This is a genomic window from Natronorubrum sp. A-ect3 (genome assembly GCF_041821125.1).
In the GTDB taxonomy this organism is placed as follows: Archaea; Halobacteriota; Halobacteria; order Halobacteriales; family Natrialbaceae; genus Natronorubrum; species Natronorubrum bangense.
Map to the genome: position 1 here is coordinate 43,408 of NZ_JBGUBB010000011.1, position 15,184 is coordinate 58,591.

Annotated in this window: 10 protein-coding genes; 6 read left to right on the forward strand and 4 right to left on the reverse strand. The window is 59.4% G+C overall.

Features of this window, described 5'->3' with window-relative positions; genetic code table 11:
• Positions 1-104: 104 nt before the first annotated feature.
• The 6 genes from ACERJA_RS18980 to ACERJA_RS19005 all read left to right on the forward strand — a co-directional run bounded on the left by ACERJA_RS18980 (position 105) and on the right by ACERJA_RS19005 (position 5,500).
• The gene (locus ACERJA_RS18980) at positions 105-1,358 is read left to right on the forward strand and encodes a hypothetical protein (protein WP_373609783.1); all 1,254 of its coding nucleotides are present in this window, start codon (positions 105-107) and stop codon (positions 1,356-1,358) included.
• Between the two features lie 279 nt (positions 1,359-1,637).
• Entirely contained in the window at positions 1,638-2,090 is a 453-nt protein-coding gene (locus tag ACERJA_RS18985) for a universal stress protein (RefSeq protein ID WP_373609784.1), read from the forward strand.
• Positions 2,091-2,161: 71 nt separating this feature from the next.
• Positions 2,162-3,118, forward strand: a complete 957-nt coding sequence (locus tag ACERJA_RS18990) for a glycine betaine ABC transporter substrate-binding protein (RefSeq protein WP_373609785.1) — start codon at positions 2,162-2,164, stop codon at positions 3,116-3,118.
• 2 nt (positions 3,119-3,120) lie between these two features.
• Positions 3,121-3,837 (forward strand): ABC transporter permease, encoded by a 717-nt coding sequence (locus tag ACERJA_RS18995; RefSeq protein ID WP_373609786.1) that lies wholly within the window; start codon positions 3,121-3,123, stop codon positions 3,835-3,837.
• On the forward strand, positions 3,834-4,835 hold the full coding sequence (locus ACERJA_RS19000) for an ABC transporter ATP-binding protein (protein ID WP_373609787.1): 1,002 nt from the start codon (positions 3,834-3,836) through the stop codon (positions 4,833-4,835). The genes ACERJA_RS18995 and ACERJA_RS19000 overlap by 4 nt, the downstream gene beginning before the upstream one ends.
• Complete coding sequence (locus ACERJA_RS19005; protein ID WP_006066917.1) at positions 4,832-5,500, forward strand: ABC transporter permease; 669 nt, start codon at positions 4,832-4,834, stop codon at positions 5,498-5,500. The genes ACERJA_RS19000 and ACERJA_RS19005 overlap by 4 nt, the downstream gene beginning before the upstream one ends.
• A 204-nt stretch (positions 5,501-5,704) precedes the next feature.
• On the opposite strand, the gene ACERJA_RS19010 is transcribed toward ACERJA_RS19005, so the two are convergent.
• The 4 genes from ACERJA_RS19010 to ACERJA_RS19025 all read right to left on the reverse strand — a co-directional run bounded on the left by ACERJA_RS19010 (position 5,705) and on the right by ACERJA_RS19025 (position 15,176).
• A complete protein-coding gene (locus ACERJA_RS19010) occupies positions 5,705-6,439 on the reverse strand; it encodes a hypothetical protein (RefSeq protein ID WP_373609788.1) in 735 nt (244 codons plus the stop codon).
• Positions 6,436-11,337: a S8 family serine peptidase gene (locus tag ACERJA_RS19015; protein WP_373609789.1), complete on the reverse strand. Its 4,902-nt coding sequence runs from the start codon at positions 11,335-11,337 to the stop codon at positions 6,436-6,438. Before ACERJA_RS19015 ends, ACERJA_RS19010 begins: the two co-directional genes overlap by 4 nt.
• A 682-nt stretch (positions 11,338-12,019) precedes the next feature.
• The gene (locus ACERJA_RS19020; RefSeq protein ID WP_373609790.1) at positions 12,020-12,913 is read right to left on the reverse strand and encodes a CBS domain-containing protein; all 894 of its coding nucleotides are present in this window, start codon (positions 12,911-12,913) and stop codon (positions 12,020-12,022) included.
• A gap of 280 nt (positions 12,914-13,193) precedes the next feature.
• Positions 13,194-15,176, reverse strand: a complete 1,983-nt coding sequence (locus ACERJA_RS19025; protein ID WP_373609791.1) for an FAD-dependent oxidoreductase — start codon at positions 15,174-15,176, stop codon at positions 13,194-13,196.
• Positions 15,177-15,184 lie beyond the last annotated feature (8 nt).

Consider the following 15,184-nt stretch of genomic DNA (forward strand, 5'->3'; position numbering starts at 1 on the left):
TGATTGCTACAGCTAAAACACATTTTGAGAGACAAAGCCAGAGCACAATCAAACGACATCGTTCAGTCGTGTTGTTTATACAATATGATTTCCAATCACAAGTAATGCCCTCCAGTAGACGCCGCCTTCTCGTGACCGGGTCGGTTATCGGTCTCGGAAGTGGGATCGCTGGCTATACTCAGCGACGCAGAATTTTTCGGTATTCAGATCTCCAAACGCTTCGTGATATTCAGGAACGGCCGCTTCCAGAAGGGCCAGAGCCACTCATCATCCCGGATGCGTATCTGGCGGACTCGCGAAGACGACTTGACGATCTCGTTCGACGTGCACGAGAACACGGACTTTCAGAGGATGACGATCACCTCGCGTACGCTCTTGATCTTCGCGAGCGCGCCGCCGAGGCAGCATTTTCGATCGAAGCAGCGTACGACCTTTCTGCAGCACGAGGTGCCACAGCACGCATACTCAGTTGGACCCGCTTGGAAACCGGCGATTTGACTGAAGCAGATGTCGAAGCCGAAACGGCGGATATTCACCAACGCGTTGATGACACGACGCTCGCGTACGATATCGGGCCCGAGACACACCTCATGGTCTCACACCACGGCGCAGAACTTGCGCTTCGCTCGGCAACAGGCGCGCTCACCGGTACAGAGCGTCAGCGCACCTCGAAAAGAATGGGAGCAGTCGAGCGGGCAACTGCGTACCGTGACTTGGCAGTCTCCCTGTCTGACGGCGGCGACGGTGACTCTCGGGAAGCCAGCCTGCAAGCTCTCAGCCGAGACCTCGAGGAAAGGGTCGCCGATCGAATGGCGTCTGTCACCCACGACTTCGATCCCAAGTACATCCGATGGCGCTACAAAACCATCGGTGTCGCAGGAAAGTCACGCACACTCGCCTCTAATGGGCTGTTCAGCGGTTCCCCTGCGGATTACGGTGATGAGTATCCTGCATCGGTGGCCGTGACACGGCTTCGGGATCTGGTGCTAGCGACGGTGGCAACCGACGTCGGTCCCGACTTTGCGGCCGGTTACGATACAACGGCGTCGTTCGCCGATATCGAGGAGATTGACGATATGAAACGAAACGCGACTGACGCCCTCGAGTCGGTCCCGGATGACGCGATGGCCGATCCTCTGGTGAAATTGTTTTCCGCAGCGGCAGTCCACGCGGCGGAATGCGGTGATTTGCAGTTACAGTCGGCGATCGAGAGGGTGAATCAGCTCGAAACTGGAAGCTGGAACCTCCGTCTGGAAGATGCCTTTCTGGGATATCGTACAGCTCTGGAGCTAGCCCAGGAGGCCCCAAGGATCGCTCAGGAGCTACCACAGAGTATTGATCACTATAGTAGCCACTGAACGTCACTGCACACCGTATCGCACGACTGCTGTGCGATGCGTGTGTACATCGTTTCAGTTGTTACTATAGACAATGTCGGGGTGCTAAGTTTCCGGGTGGTGGACAATGAGTACAGCGACGAGTTACAATCCCTTCCATATCTTGCCCGACTGCCTTCTTCTCGACACACTCACGCACTCGGCCCGCTTTCTCTGTCAGCCGTTCTCAGACACCGCTAACAAAAACCCTTGGAGATGTTCCCCCGTGATACTATCGCTGGCTAGCCCAGAGATACTGATATGGATACAATCCTCCTGCCAGTGACCAGTCACACAGGCTGGGCGAGAGACCTCGCTGCCGCCGCAGCCGAGACCGAAGCAGGGACGAAGACGAAAGCCATCGTCATGCACCTGTTCGAAGACGGCGAAGCGGAGACGACACGGTCGAACCTCGATTATCCGGTTGACGAACCATTGACCCTCGACGAACTTGCGACACGAAAACGAGGTGTTTCGGTTACGACCGACGTCCTCGAGGATGCAGGAATCGACGTACAGGTTCAAGGTCATAATGGCGGCGACGAACCCGCAGGAGAGGTCGTCGCCACGGCCGAACGAGAGGACGCAGACCGTATCTACTTGTACAGTCGCAAACGGAGCCCGGCGGGAAAGGCCGTCTTCGGCAGCACGATTCAGCGGGTCCTCCTCAATGCCTCGTGTCCGGTCGTTGTCTACCCGTTCAGTGCCCGGTGAACAACCGTTATAAAACCCCCGAGTGGTTGGTGCCAATCGTTAATGGTATTTCGTCCCTTTCAACGTATGTAATGACTTGGCACACTTCGAGACGGAACCTATTGCGGACGACGGGGGCCGCGGCGGGGGCGGTGGGCCTCTCGAGTCTGGCAGGGTGTATGGGAACAATCGGTGGTGGAAGCGGTGTGAAAGTGGGTTCGAAGCAGTTCTCTGAACAGCGAGTACTCGGATCCCTCGCTTACGAGACGCTCTCGGAGAACACTGACCTCGAGATTAGCGACGAGACGGGTCTCGGTGGGACCACTCAGAACTTCGAAGCACTTCGCAGCGAGGAGATTGACCTCTACTGGGAGTACACCGGTACCGCGTGGTTGACACTCCCACCGCAACACGACGACCCAATCGCTGACCCCGATGAGATTCACACAGAAGTGAAACAGGAGTTCGAAGCGGAACACGGGGTTACCGTACTCGAGTATGCGCCACTCGACAACACCTATGTGTTGACGGCGAACCCGGATTGGCACGAGGAGACTGGGGTCGATTCGTTGAGCGAACTCGCAGCACACGTCAACGATGGCAACACTGACCTCGACCAGGTGATGAACGCAGAGTTCAGCGAGCGAGACGACGGCTGGTCGGGGCTCGTCGAACACTACGACTTCGACGACGACGCCGTCGACGACCTCGCTGATAACACAAGCACTGTCGACGATGAGGTCGTCTATCAGGTTGTCGGGGAGGGAGAAGCAGACATCGGGATGGGCTTTAATACCGATCCACGGATCCTCCAGTTCGACCTTCACGTTTTCGAGGACGACGAGGATTTCTTCCCGGCATACAACGCTGTCCCACTCGTCCGCGAAGAGTTACTCGAAGAAAGTCCCGAAATTGAAGACGTCCTCAACGAACTCACACCGTTGCTGGACACCGACACTATCCGTGAAATGAACAACGAGGTCGCAAATGAGGATCGCAACCCCCAGAACGTTGCATCCGAGTTCCTCGAAGACGAAGGCCTCATTTAATCATGACCTCGCCGACACCAGTCGTACCGGGTTACCTCGCTTCCTACTGGGAGTTTATTCTCGAGAATCTCTCACAGCTCATCGTGGCGACGCTCGAGCACATAGAAATCATCACGATTTCGATCGCGCTCGCCGTGCCGATCGGCGTTGGACTCGGGATTCTCATTACATTCGATGAACGGCTTGCAACGGTTGTCATCTGGCTCGCGGGGGTGATGATGACCATCCCGAGCATCGCAATGTTCGGCCTTCTGATCCCGTTCGTCGGGATCGGTGCGGAACCGGTCATCGTCGCACTCGTCCTGTACTCGCAACTGCCGGTCATCCGCAACACGTACGTGGGACTGACCGACATCGATCCGGCGGCACTCGAGGCCGGCAGAGCGATGGGTATGACGCGGGTACAGCTCCTTCGGCAGGTCCAGATTCCAAAGGCGTTGCCAGTGATCATGGCTGGAGTGCGTAACTCGGTCGTGATCCTCATCGGAATCGCAGCCATCGGCGCGTTCATCGGCGCTGGTGGGCTCGGGACCTTCATCTTCGACGGGATCGCGCGTGCGAACGTTCCGATGATCGTTGTTGCGACGATCATTCTGTCGGTGCTCGCACTCGCATTCGACTACGCATTCAAAGTCAGTGAACAGGTGTTTCGACTCAAAAACGGTGAACAGATCGAGCCGTCCCGGCTTACACGGCTCATTCAGCGGGTGAGAGCATGATCACATTCGAAAACGTCACGAAACAGTACGAAGACGGTACCGTCGCGATTGAAGAGATCTCCTTTACGGTCGAGAGAGGGACGACGACCGTTCTCGTCGGCCCCTCCGGCTGTGGGAAGACGACGACAATGAAACTCGTCAACCGACTCGAGGACCCAACCGAAGGGACCGTCTACCGCGACGGGGATCCAATCTCCGAGTTCGACCCGATCGAACTCCGACGAGAGACTGGCTACGTGATCCAGGAGATCGGGCTGTTCGATCACATGACGGTTGCTGATAATATCGCGACCGTTCCACGGCTCAACGACTGGGACGAAGCGGATATCGACGCCCGTGTGGACGAATTGCTCGAGTTGATGGATCTGCCACCGGAAACCTATCGTGAGCAGTACCCGACGGAGCTTTCGGGTGGACAGCGACAGCGTGTCGGCGTCGCTCGTGCGTTCGCGTCGGACCCGGACGTCATCCTGATGGACGAGCCATTCGGCGCACTTGACCCAATCACGCGTGAAAACCTGCAAAACGAGTTCCTCGACGTTCAGTCGAAACTGGATACGACCATCCTGTTTGTCACACATAGCATCGACGAAGCGCTGAAGATGGGAGATCAAATCGCGATCTTTGACGTTGGCGAAATCGTCCAGTATGATACACCCCAGGCGATCTTGAACGATCCGAAGACAGCATTTGTCGAGGACTTCATTGGATCCGATCGACCACTGAAGAAGCTCAAAGTAACGAACGTCAAAGACGTGATGAGCCCGACGACCGACGGATTTGCAACCACCAGTGGAGCGAACAGTGCCGCTGAAATGGTACAGAGCGATGGTGGGGAGTCCGTGACACCGCTTGCCCCAACGGATACTGCGCTCTCGGCGCTCTCGAGATTGGTCGAAAGCGACCATGGCCGTCTGCCAGTCGTCGATGACGATCGAGTGGTTGGGACGGTGTCTGACGAAGACCTGCGACAGAGTAACAGAGGCGTGCAACAATGAGTGAGATCATTGCTGGGTTCGAGTACCTTGTCGACAACTTTGATGAGTTCCTGATGCTGCTCCAGCAACATCTCGCGCTTGTGCTCGTCTCCGAACTGGCAGCGATCGCCGTCGCAATCCCTGCCTCGATACTCGCTGTTCGCAACGCTCGAGCGCGGCGAGTCGTCCTCGGCGTCGGCAACGTCGCCCAGACGATTCCGACACTCGCGATCATCGCACTTGTGTTCCCGCTCATTGGGATTGGCTTCTGGCCCTCTGTGATCGGGCTCTGGGCATATGCGATACTCCCAATCATCACGAACACGATCAGCGGGATCGAGAACGTCAGTGACGACACCGTCGAAGCCGCACGCGGGATGGGGATGACCGATTGGGAAGTCCTTCGCAAGATTCAGGTTCCGCTCGCATTGCCCGTGATCTTTGCAGGAATCCGAACGAGCATCGTTCTCAACGTCGGGACTGCCTACCTTGCCTTCTTCATCGGTGGTGGCGGACTTGGGCTCTGGGTCGTCGGTGGCATTCAGCTGTACAACATGCCACAAGTGCTCGCAGGAGCGATTCCTGGTGCCTTGCTCGCCATCGGAGCAGACCTCGTGCTCGCTCGAATCCAACACCGCCTTGGTGGTGAGAGTGACGTCAATAATCCCACCGCGGGGGCTGCGTAACTGCTGTTTCTTTCTTGAGCGAGTACTGGGTGTCGTTCGGAAATCGGAGATTCCGCTCAGTGACGAGACGCAGTCAGTGTCTCGAGCCACTTGGCCTCGAGGCGCTTCATGCACCCAGAGCAGTCTTCTATAGTAGCCACTGACCGTCAGTGCACACCCGATTGCACGATGGCTGTGCGACCAGTGTGTAAATCGATTCAGTTGTTACCATATTGAACCGACACGGCAGTACAGCCCAGTCGTGATCGCCAAGGCGACGAGCGTCCCAACGATTGTGAAACCAGGAACCCCTTCGTCACTGTCACTTCTTTGCTCGTCGTCATCGGTGGTGGATCCTTCCAGACTCTCGTTGTCATCGGGAGGCGACTCCTGCGGACTCTCGTCGTCATCGATAATCGAGTCTTCCGAACCGTTATTAGGCCGATCGACCGCGTCTTCCGTGCCGTTACCGTCGAGGCTCTCGTCTCCCGGCTCGCCACTGGATGGTGGCTCGCCACTGATTCCACCACCCTGGTCGGCTGGTGCGGCGTTGACAGTGAGATTGACCGTCGTATGCTTGCCGGACTCCCACGCGATCGTCTGGTCTGCCAGTTCTCCGTCGATGAGGAAGGTGATCGTCTCACCCTTGTCGTCCTCGTCACCGGAGACGACGAGTTTGTTGTCCGTAATCGACGGCCCGCCGTAGCTTCCGTCGTCACTGACGACGATCGAGCCGCGTTCGTCACCGTCGACGACGGCGATGATCTCTGTCTCTTCGGGTGCCGGCTCGGAGCCGATCTGGACCTCACCATGAACCGAAACCGGAGCTGGCGGTGGTCCGCTGGCCGTGACGACGGGGAGGCAAGCGCCACACAGGACGAGCAGGCTCACGATCGCAACGACGGCGCTCGTTCGGCTGCGGGAGGCCGTTCGAGTCCGTATGGCCACGCTGTCTTTCATCCAGACGCCTGCACCTCGGTTTCAGAGTCGTTGTGGGCGCTTGCACCGGTTCGATCCACGTACGAGGCGACGTTCGTTCCGAACTCGGTTCCGATGACGACCTCGAGTGCCGTCTCGGCAGCGTTGGAGACTTCCTCGCGGTGCTCCTTGGGACTGCCCTTGACGACGTCCGCCGCGGCGATGTGGACGGTCTCGAGGGACGCGTTCGTGGTCGTGTTCTCCTCGGTGGTCGCGAGCGCTGCCCGCAGATCGTCGGCGACGATCTCGACGAGTGCATCGTGTATCCGTTCTTCGCTGGCGTTGGCGGTGAGGACTGTTTCGACGGTCGTCTCGGTCGTCTCCGTATCGACGGGCACGGAGAGGCCGAGCGACTCGTACAGCGTTTCGACGTTGGAATCGGCCGGAAGGTGGGCCGGCTGGAGCCCCGCTTCGGAGGCGAAGACAAAGTAGCCCTCGAACGGACTGACGTGCGGCGCGTCACTGTCGTCGAAGCTGTACAGTTCGTCGGTGTCGCCCGTCGGCCCGAGTTGGCCGCCGGAGTTCGCAAACGGCGACTGCAGCAACTCGGGAACGAACGTCCCGTCCTCGAACACCGAGTTAGCGTCGCCGTACTGTGGCGGTGCGATGAGGTTCCATCCCTCCTCGAGTTCGATTTGGCCGGGACCCGGCGGCGAGTCGCCGCTCCGGAACTCAAGGGTGAGTCGGACGTCGGTCTCGGCGACCACAACCAGCGCCTCAAGTGCGCTGACAGCGTCGTCGTGATCGAGACGCTTCCAAGTTTGGTTCTCAGCGTCGAAGCCGTAGACGACGCCATTCGCATCGTCGTCGATGATCTCCGAAATGGTCTGCTCCGTCGGACCGGGAATGCCGACAGCGTAGGTTTCGCCCGCTTCGAGGTGGAGATCAAGACCGATCTCGGACGTCTCCCAGCCGCTCACGTTCGCCGGTGTGTCGGTCAAGTACGGCGCGTAGTCAACGCTGTCGGTGAGAATAAGGTCGTCGCTGGTCCGTTCGCCGACGTAGTTCAATTGCGCGTCGATCTGCTGGGACGCATCGACCGCCAGGTTAGATCCTGCGAAGTCGTTGAAGTGGTAGCCGGGTGGTCCCGACCATCCCGTGTCGTCAACGCCGGTCTCTGCCTGGATCTCGTTGCCAGTCACGGTCTCGGGCATGTTCACCGATGCATCGCGGATTCCAGTCTCTGCGTTCCTGACAACGTTGTCGTCGAGCGACGCCACGCTGCCGGAAGTAGACAGCCAGAGACCTCTGTTGACGTCCTCTGCGAGGTTGCCGTCAGTGAGGCCACCTCCACCGTCTATCAGATAGCCGGTCGTGGCGTTTCTCACCTTATTGTCAAGCACGTCGACGTCATCGATCACGTGGTCTGTCTCGATCCCCGTTTCGACGGCCGAGATGTTGTTGTTCTCAATATGAGTCTCATCTGACAACCAATGAGCGAAAACCCCTCTGTCGCTGTCGGTAATCGTGTTGTTTTCGATTGTGGTGTGCTCGGCGACGAACTCTGACCAGATCGCCGTGGAGGCGTTCGCTACACTCAGGTTGGAAAACGTCGTGTGGTCTGCTTGCGTAGCGATCGCTCCCGCTTCTCTGTCGGCGTCGATTTCGAAGCCGGAAATCGTCACGTCATCGGTTCGGCGAACGTAGACGACCGGCTCCTGATCATCGATCCGGAGGTTGTATATCCACCGTTTCTCGGGCTTGTCCGGCAGGACGAGCGTCGGCGAGGCGTTCGCTGCTGCACGAACCGTGAGTCCGTCCATGCCACCATCACGTATCTTGAGTTGCTCTTCGTAGGTGCCGTTGTCAACGATGACCTCGTCGTCACCCACCGCGAGGTCGATCCCTTCCTGAATTGTCTCGACGTCGTGGGGAACCTCAAGTGGCGTCTCGTACATTGAAGTTGGACCAGTGTTACCCGACTGGCGATCGCCGTCAGCGGCGACCAGTTCGTGTTCGAGTGCAACCGTGCCGTGTACTGGCTCGTCAGGCACGACCTCGACAGTGACAGTACCGGTTTTCGACTCGTCGTAGCCGCGGTACTCGCCGAAGGCGTTGATACTACCGTCGATATACAGCGTCAGATTTTCCGCATCGACCGTCGTGTGCTTTTCATCGACGTCGACAGCAATGTTGTCGAGATTTTCGACATTGAATTCGGCGGTTATCGGTTCGTCCGGTGAGACGCGATCCGGCTGTTCCTCTTTGATCGACATCGGTGCGCCGCCGCTGACGTACTCGATGCTGTTCGCCAGAATTTGATCGGCGTCATCGCTGTAGCCGTAGATGTCGCCGAACATCAGTGTTCGTCCCATCGAGGCAGCGTAGACGTTGTCCCGGAGACTGTCGACAGCAAGGGCCTGCCCGCGGGGGTCGTCTCCCTCCCAGCCGACGTCCGCGAGCACCTGTCCGTTGAATCCCTCGAACCAAGCGTGTTCGCCCGACCCGACGCCGTCATACAGTTCAACGGTATCACCTTCCTCTCCGACGCCGTTGAAGATCGGGTGGTCATCTCGGAGGTGGTAGACTCCCATACTGAAGTCCCACTCGTCGATATCGTGGGCCCACTTCTCGTCGACCCGGGTAGGTGTCCCGGTTGCCTGCGACACTTCGTGGAGGCTATCGGCCCACTCGGCGGCCTCGTCGAGCTGGTCGAGATAGACGACGCCGGTGCTGGGGTCGTCGGTCGCCTCGAAGAACTCTGCAGCAAGTTCGTAATCATGACCTTCGCCGAACTTTTGGACGACGAATGTATCGTAGTCGTCGACCTGGTCTATAACGTTCTCAGTTGAAACGAACGAGACATCGTATCTGAGCGGCAAGAGGTCGTCAAGTTCCGCTGCGAGTGCGAAGCCGTACTCGTTTCCGGGCGTATCTACGACTCCGATATCGTAGGTATTTTCGAAGATTTCGAGTCCGCTCGTCTCGTACGTTGCCGTCTCGCCAAGGCCGCCGAAGACGAACTCGAGTGAGAAGTTACCGGATTCGCCGTCAGCGATCCACAGGTCGACGGCGATATCGTCGCTTAGGTCGTCTATTTCGGTGGGATCGCCGCTGTCGATTTCTTTGCCCTCGACGTATAGGGTGGCCCTGCTATGATCGAAGTCACCGTTGATCTCGACAGTGAGTGTCTCCGCGTGGGCGACCTCGAGTTCGAACGTCGTGTTTCCGTCCACGATCGCACCGTGTGGAATCTCGACTGGCCTCACGTCGACGTGTTCCTCGAGCGTGAAATTCTGGGTGGCGAACTCACTGGTGACGTTCACCGATGTGGCCTCGCTCTCGTACCCGAAACGCTCGACGGTGACGTTCATTACGTCTTCAGTGCCGGCGACGCTATACTCGCCGTGCTTGTTTGTTTTGGTCTCGAAGCCGGTCTCGAGTGAGACAGTCGCTCCCTCGATCGGTTCTCCGGCGGTGTCAGTCACTGTTCCAGTGACGCCCTGTTCGGCCGCAACGCGATCGGTCGCGGCCCTCGCGTCGACGATGCCGTGGCCATACCGAGTATCTGGTTCATCAGGTTCGTCTGCCGGCTTCCAGGCCGTCGACTCGAGCGCCGCTTGAACGTCCGCAGATGAGGGTGTCTTGTTAGCAGCGGCAATCATGAGCGCGGTTGTGCCAGCGACGTGCGGTGCTGCCATCGAGGTCCCCGACAGTACGTCGTACTCGCCGTCCGGAACGGCGCTTTTGATGTCGACACCGGGTGCAGCGACAGCCGGGACGACGTACGACTCCGGCCAGTCTTCGGGGGCATCCGAACCCCATGCGAGCGATGTATCGATCTCCTCGCCACCCGAGAAACTTGCGACTGCTTTGTCCTCGTTCGTGGCACCGACCGGAATCTCGTCGTAAGTGTTACCGGGCGAACTCGACGTCCCGTCACCGTCGTTGCCGGTTGAGGCGACGACGGTCGTTCCAGCCGCTTTCGCGTTCCGGTGGGCCTCAATGAAGTCGGCGATATACTCCTCAAGTCCGAGGCTCATCGTCACGACGTCAGCGTCCTCCTCAACTGCCCATTCGATTCCGGCGATGACCTGTGCCGTACTCCCGGAACCACCCGGGATCACGGCACCGTGCATTAGAGTAGTGTTCGGCGCGACGCCGATATACTCTCCTGAGGCATCGCCGCCGGTGACCGTGCCACTGACGTGTGTCCCATGGTAGTGGTCGTCGTGAGGATCGGAGTCGACGATGCCACCGTCGTCGTCGAACTCAGCCCAGTGGTCGTCGCTAATCTCGATATCCGGGTGCGTGGAGTCGACGCCTGTATCGAGGACGGCAACTTTCGCGCCGTCGCCCATCGTCTCGTAGGTCTCCCAGACATCCGGTGCACTGATCTGCTCGAGTCCGTAGATGGCCTCGCTGTCGTCGCTCTCGATCGGGTCCGGTGCTTGGACCGCGTGGTTCTTTTCTATTCGCTCGACCCCATCTTGGGAAGCGACCGCCTCGAGGTCGACCTTCTCATGGTCGACCTCCAGTACCACAGTGTTCGTGATCCAGAACTGGTTGTGGACCTCGAGCCCGTCAGTCTCGGCCGCGTACTCGACGAGCGGTTCCTGACTCGCCTCTGCGTTTGACTTGAGTTCGTCGATGACATCCGTTCGGTCCTCAAGCAACGGAATGTCGACCGCTTCAACGGACACGAGCACTTGCGTCGTCCCATTGGCTTTGGTGATGTTCTCGTCGACCGTCACGTTGGACGATGGCTCCACGTCTGTTTCCTGAGGCCCCTTGACGAGACCATTCTCGATCGATTCGTCAATCCGTTCCGTCGTCGCTCCGGTAGCTCTCTCGCCCGCGACAATCGGCATACCGAGTGAAGTGACGAGAAGAATTGAGAGCACTACCGCGAACGTCTTCGTCGGCCGATTTCGCTTCATGTCGACTCGACCTGATACAACTTTTGCTGATTACTGCAATTCGAACTAACCATGCAGAAACAATTTCATGAAAGCTAACAAAATTCGCTCTGGTACACATGTCGAATAGATTTGATAATCGAACCAAACAGTATTCTTTCCTCGTGGAGAAACAGTCCTGGTTTCAGGCTCGTCGTGGAGTGATGCCCGATTATTTTTCTTGAGCTACTGAAAACCAGTTTGCAGCACGCTGACCAACTGGTCGGCGATGCCCCCACGGCGGCTACTGTCCTCGAGCAAACGAGGGGCAGCTCGGGGCCCAGAATAACCTGGCTGTCACCCTTCCCAGTCAGTGGATCCTCTCGTCCGAGATTGGTTCCGGCCGCTCGCAGCCGTGTCAGTCGGATGCATAGTCAGGACCGATTGCGATAGAAAATTTTGCCCCGTCGGAGCCAGCGCCGACCGTCTCGACCACCAACTATTCTGAATTCAACTCGATCACCGTCACCGCTTGCGCCATCGTCCAAACCAATTTGGACCCGGTCACCACGCCCTCACTCATGCGGAAGCGGCGGAATCAGCGCAGGAGAAGCTGATTTGAACAAGTGCCCTAGTGATCCCCCGACGACGTTCAGCGTTGTATTCGCCTATGTCACAGCACGCTTGGTGTGTTCGCCATCTCTCGGCGACCGTCCCAGTCTCGCTAGGCGACCGCTTCGATCTCAATGGCCGCCGTCTCGGGCAGGTCGTCGACTAGCACCGTTGCCTCTCCCTCGATAACTCGCTCGCCGTCCGCGTTGAGGACGTCAGTCGTCAGTTCGAACTTCCGGTCGCTGATTTCGCCGACGATCTCACAGACCGCTGTGACGCGCTCTCCCAGGCCGATTGGTCCCAGGAACGCCAGATCCTGTGAGACGTAGATCGTCAACCCCGGGAGTCTGGCGAGGGCGGCGCTGATGAGCCCGCTCACGAGCGTTCCGTGGGCGATCCGCTGGCCGAAACGCGTCTCGCGAGCGTAGCTCTCGTCGAGGTGGAGACGGTTGGTGTCGCCCGATGCCGTCGCGAACGACCGCACGTCTGTCTCGGAGATGGTCTTCGAGAACTCCACTCGGTCGCCCACGCTCAGCTGGTCGCGAGAGACCGTCGAGCACTCGAACTCCCAGTCGGAGAGTTCGTACTCGGTCTCCTGTCTGGCGTGGTACTGGGCCGTTGGCTCGGACTCGCCGGCGAGTGCGCCTCGGTGGAAGACCTGTGGAGCGTACCGGATCACGTCGTCGGTGCTCACCAAGCCGACGAGACGGCTGTCCTCGACGACGACCAGCCGCGCTACTCCGTGGTCGTGCATGGTCTCGAGGGCATCCTTGAGTTCGGCGTCCGGGTCAGTCGTGGCGACCGGCGTAGACATGATGGCTTCTAACGGCTTCTCACGCGGTGACTCGTTTTGGTCGAGCGCCCGAATGAGATCCGTTCCGGTGACGATGCCGGCGGCCTCGTCGTCCTCGACGATCACAACCGAGCTGATTCCCTCCTCGAGGAAGGTCCCTGCGGCGTCGGAAACGGTCTCATCTGGCGCAGCTGTGACCACCGGCGTGCTCATGACATCTGCAACACGGATCGGATACGACATGGATCGATACGTATGCTGCCGTCAGTCATAGTATGGCGACCCGATTTTCAACGCGATAAAACCGTAGGCCACTCCGACGCGAAACAGCCGATCAGACCCTGTCGATTGAGATTCGGCCACGTGGTTCTTGGTCGACCGAAACGAGGGCGCTTGCACGAGTGATGGGGGCGACTGCACACACGTTACCAGGGATTGCACTCGGCGACCAAGAGCCGTCGATAGGAGTCGCTGGCTACGGTCTGGGGGCAGCTCACAGCTGCGGGCTGAAGGTCCGATACGGATCGCCAATCGAGATACCGGCCTCGGTGCCGTCGAGGGTCGCACGATAGACGTCTCGAGACTCCCGGGCGTCGCCGACGACGTAGATCGACGCAGGGTACGCATCGAGGTCGTCGACGAGGTCGTCGTTTGGCTCGTGTCCCACTGCAAGCACCACTCGGTCGGCCTCGTGTATCGTTTCCCCGCCGTCGGTGTCGGCGGTAGTCACAGCATCCTCCTCAATAGCCGTCACCGTCTCACCAGTAACGAGCGCGACGCGGTCGTTCGACTCGAGGGCCTGCAGCACGTCGATGCGACTGATCCGTTCTTTGTCCGGCGCGATCCGGTCTGTCTGCTCAACCACAGTGACCTCACAGCCCTGTTCGGCCAGGAAGCCGGCGGTGTCACAACCCACATCGCCCCCACCGATGACGACGACCGATTCGTCACCGACCGGCACCGATCCGTCGATGACGTCCCACGACTGGACGACGTGATCCGCGTCGGCCCCTGGTATGTCGATCCTGCGGGGTTTGGCACCGGTCGCCACGACGACGGCGTCAGGGTCGACCGCCTCGACCGTCGATCGGTCGACGCGCTCTCCCAGACGGACCTCAACCGGGTGGCGATCGAGCTGGGTCTCGAGATACTCGAGGTACCACCCGTTTTTCCCTTTTCGCGGCGGCGCGGCCGCGAGGTGGAGCTGGCCGCCCACCTCCTCGGCTGCGTCGTACAGCGTGACGTCGTGTCCCCGGTCGGCGCTTCGGATGGCTGACTGGATCCCAGCCGGGCCTGCGCCGACGACGAGCACTCGCTGGCGCTCCGGTGCGGGCTCGAGGGTGGCGAACTCCCGTTCGCGGCCCACCGTTGGGTTGACTGTACAGCCCATCTCCCTGTCTGCGAAGATCCCCTCGCCGATACAGCCGATGTTACAGCCGATACACCGGTTAATCTCTTCTACACGTCCTTCCCGGGCCTTGCGCGCGAAGTGGGGGTCCGCGATGTGACCGCGGCCGAGGGCGACGAAGTCGGCGTCACCCTCGGCGAGCACCGCTTCGGCCGTCTCCGGCTGGCGGACGACGCCGACGGTGATAGTGGGGATGTCGACGGCGTCACCGATCGCTGCGGCGTAGTGTGAGCGCCAGGCCTCCTCATACCCCATCGGCTCGAGGGTCTGGGTCGGTGCGCCGTAGGCGCCAACTGTGACGTCAAGGACGTCAACGCCGGCTGCGGCGAGCACTTCGGCCATCTGCGTGGCCTCCTCGAGCCCGTAGCCGCCGTCGACGAACTCCGTGGCGCTCAACCGGAACGACAACGCGAGGTCGTCGTCTATCGCTTCTCGGATACCCTCGACGATCTCTGTCGGAAACCGCATGCGGGAATCGAAGTTGCCTCCGTATCGGTCGTCCCGTTGGTTGTTTCGTGGAGACATGAACTCCTGGATGAGATAGCCGTGTGAGCCGTGTAGTTCCACGCCGTCGAACCCTGCCTTCTGTGCGCGTTTCGCGGCATCTACGAAACACTCCACCACCGATTCGACGTCTTCGGTTTCCAAGACTCGTGGGTCCCGGGCGTTGTACGCGTTCTCGGCTCTCGAACTCACTACCGGTCGGACTCCGTTGGTTTTCTTCACTGTGGTGCCGCCGCCGGCGTGATGGAGTTGCACAAATGCCTTCGCTCCGTGCTGTTGGATACGCCGAGCAAGCTTCGAGAGCCCCGGGATGAGGCTGTTGTCGGCTATCGATAGCTGGTTGACGATCGCGCGTCCTCGCGGGTGCTCGACTGCCGCGGTGCCAACGGTGACAAGCCCGGTTCCGCCGGCCGCGCGTTCGGCATAGTAGTCGAGAAGTTGGTCAGTGACTTCTCCGGTGGCGGTGGCGTAATTCGTCCCCATTGGTGCCATGACGAGTCGGTTTCGGAGTTCGATGGGGCCGATGTACGCAGGGTCAAACAGGTGTGGAAATTCGGAACTCATTGGTGGTA

What these genes read in the sequence shown, in the direction of transcription:
- ACERJA_RS18980 (WP_373609783.1), top strand. Translation starts at nt 105, where the DNA reads ATGCCCTCCAGTAGACGCCGCCTTCTCGTGACCGGGTCGGTTATCGGT.
- ACERJA_RS18985 (WP_373609784.1), top strand. Translation starts at nt 1,638, where the DNA reads ATGGATACAATCCTCCTGCCAGTGACCAGTCACACAGGCTGGGCGAGA.
- ACERJA_RS18990 (WP_373609785.1), top strand. Translation starts at nt 2,162, where the DNA reads ATGACTTGGCACACTTCGAGACGGAACCTATTGCGGACGACGGGGGCC.
- ACERJA_RS18995 (WP_373609786.1), top strand. Translation starts at nt 3,121, where the DNA reads ATGACCTCGCCGACACCAGTCGTACCGGGTTACCTCGCTTCCTACTGG.
- ACERJA_RS19000 (WP_373609787.1), top strand. Translation starts at nt 3,834, where the DNA reads ATGATCACATTCGAAAACGTCACGAAACAGTACGAAGACGGTACCGTC.
- ACERJA_RS19005 (WP_006066917.1), top strand. Translation starts at nt 4,832, where the DNA reads ATGAGTGAGATCATTGCTGGGTTCGAGTACCTTGTCGACAACTTTGAT.
- ACERJA_RS19010 (WP_373609788.1), bottom strand. Translation starts at nt 6,439, where the DNA reads ATGAAAGACAGCGTGGCCATACGGACTCGAACGGCCTCCCGCAGCCGA.
- ACERJA_RS19015 (WP_373609789.1), bottom strand. Translation starts at nt 11,337, where the DNA reads ATGAAGCGAAATCGGCCGACGAAGACGTTCGCGGTAGTGCTCTCAATT.
- ACERJA_RS19020 (WP_373609790.1), bottom strand. Translation starts at nt 12,913, where the DNA reads ATGAGCACGCCGGTGGTCACAGCTGCGCCAGATGAGACCGTTTCCGAC.
- ACERJA_RS19025 (WP_373609791.1), bottom strand. Translation starts at nt 15,176, where the DNA reads ATGAGTTCCGAATTTCCACACCTGTTTGACCCTGCGTACATCGGCCCC.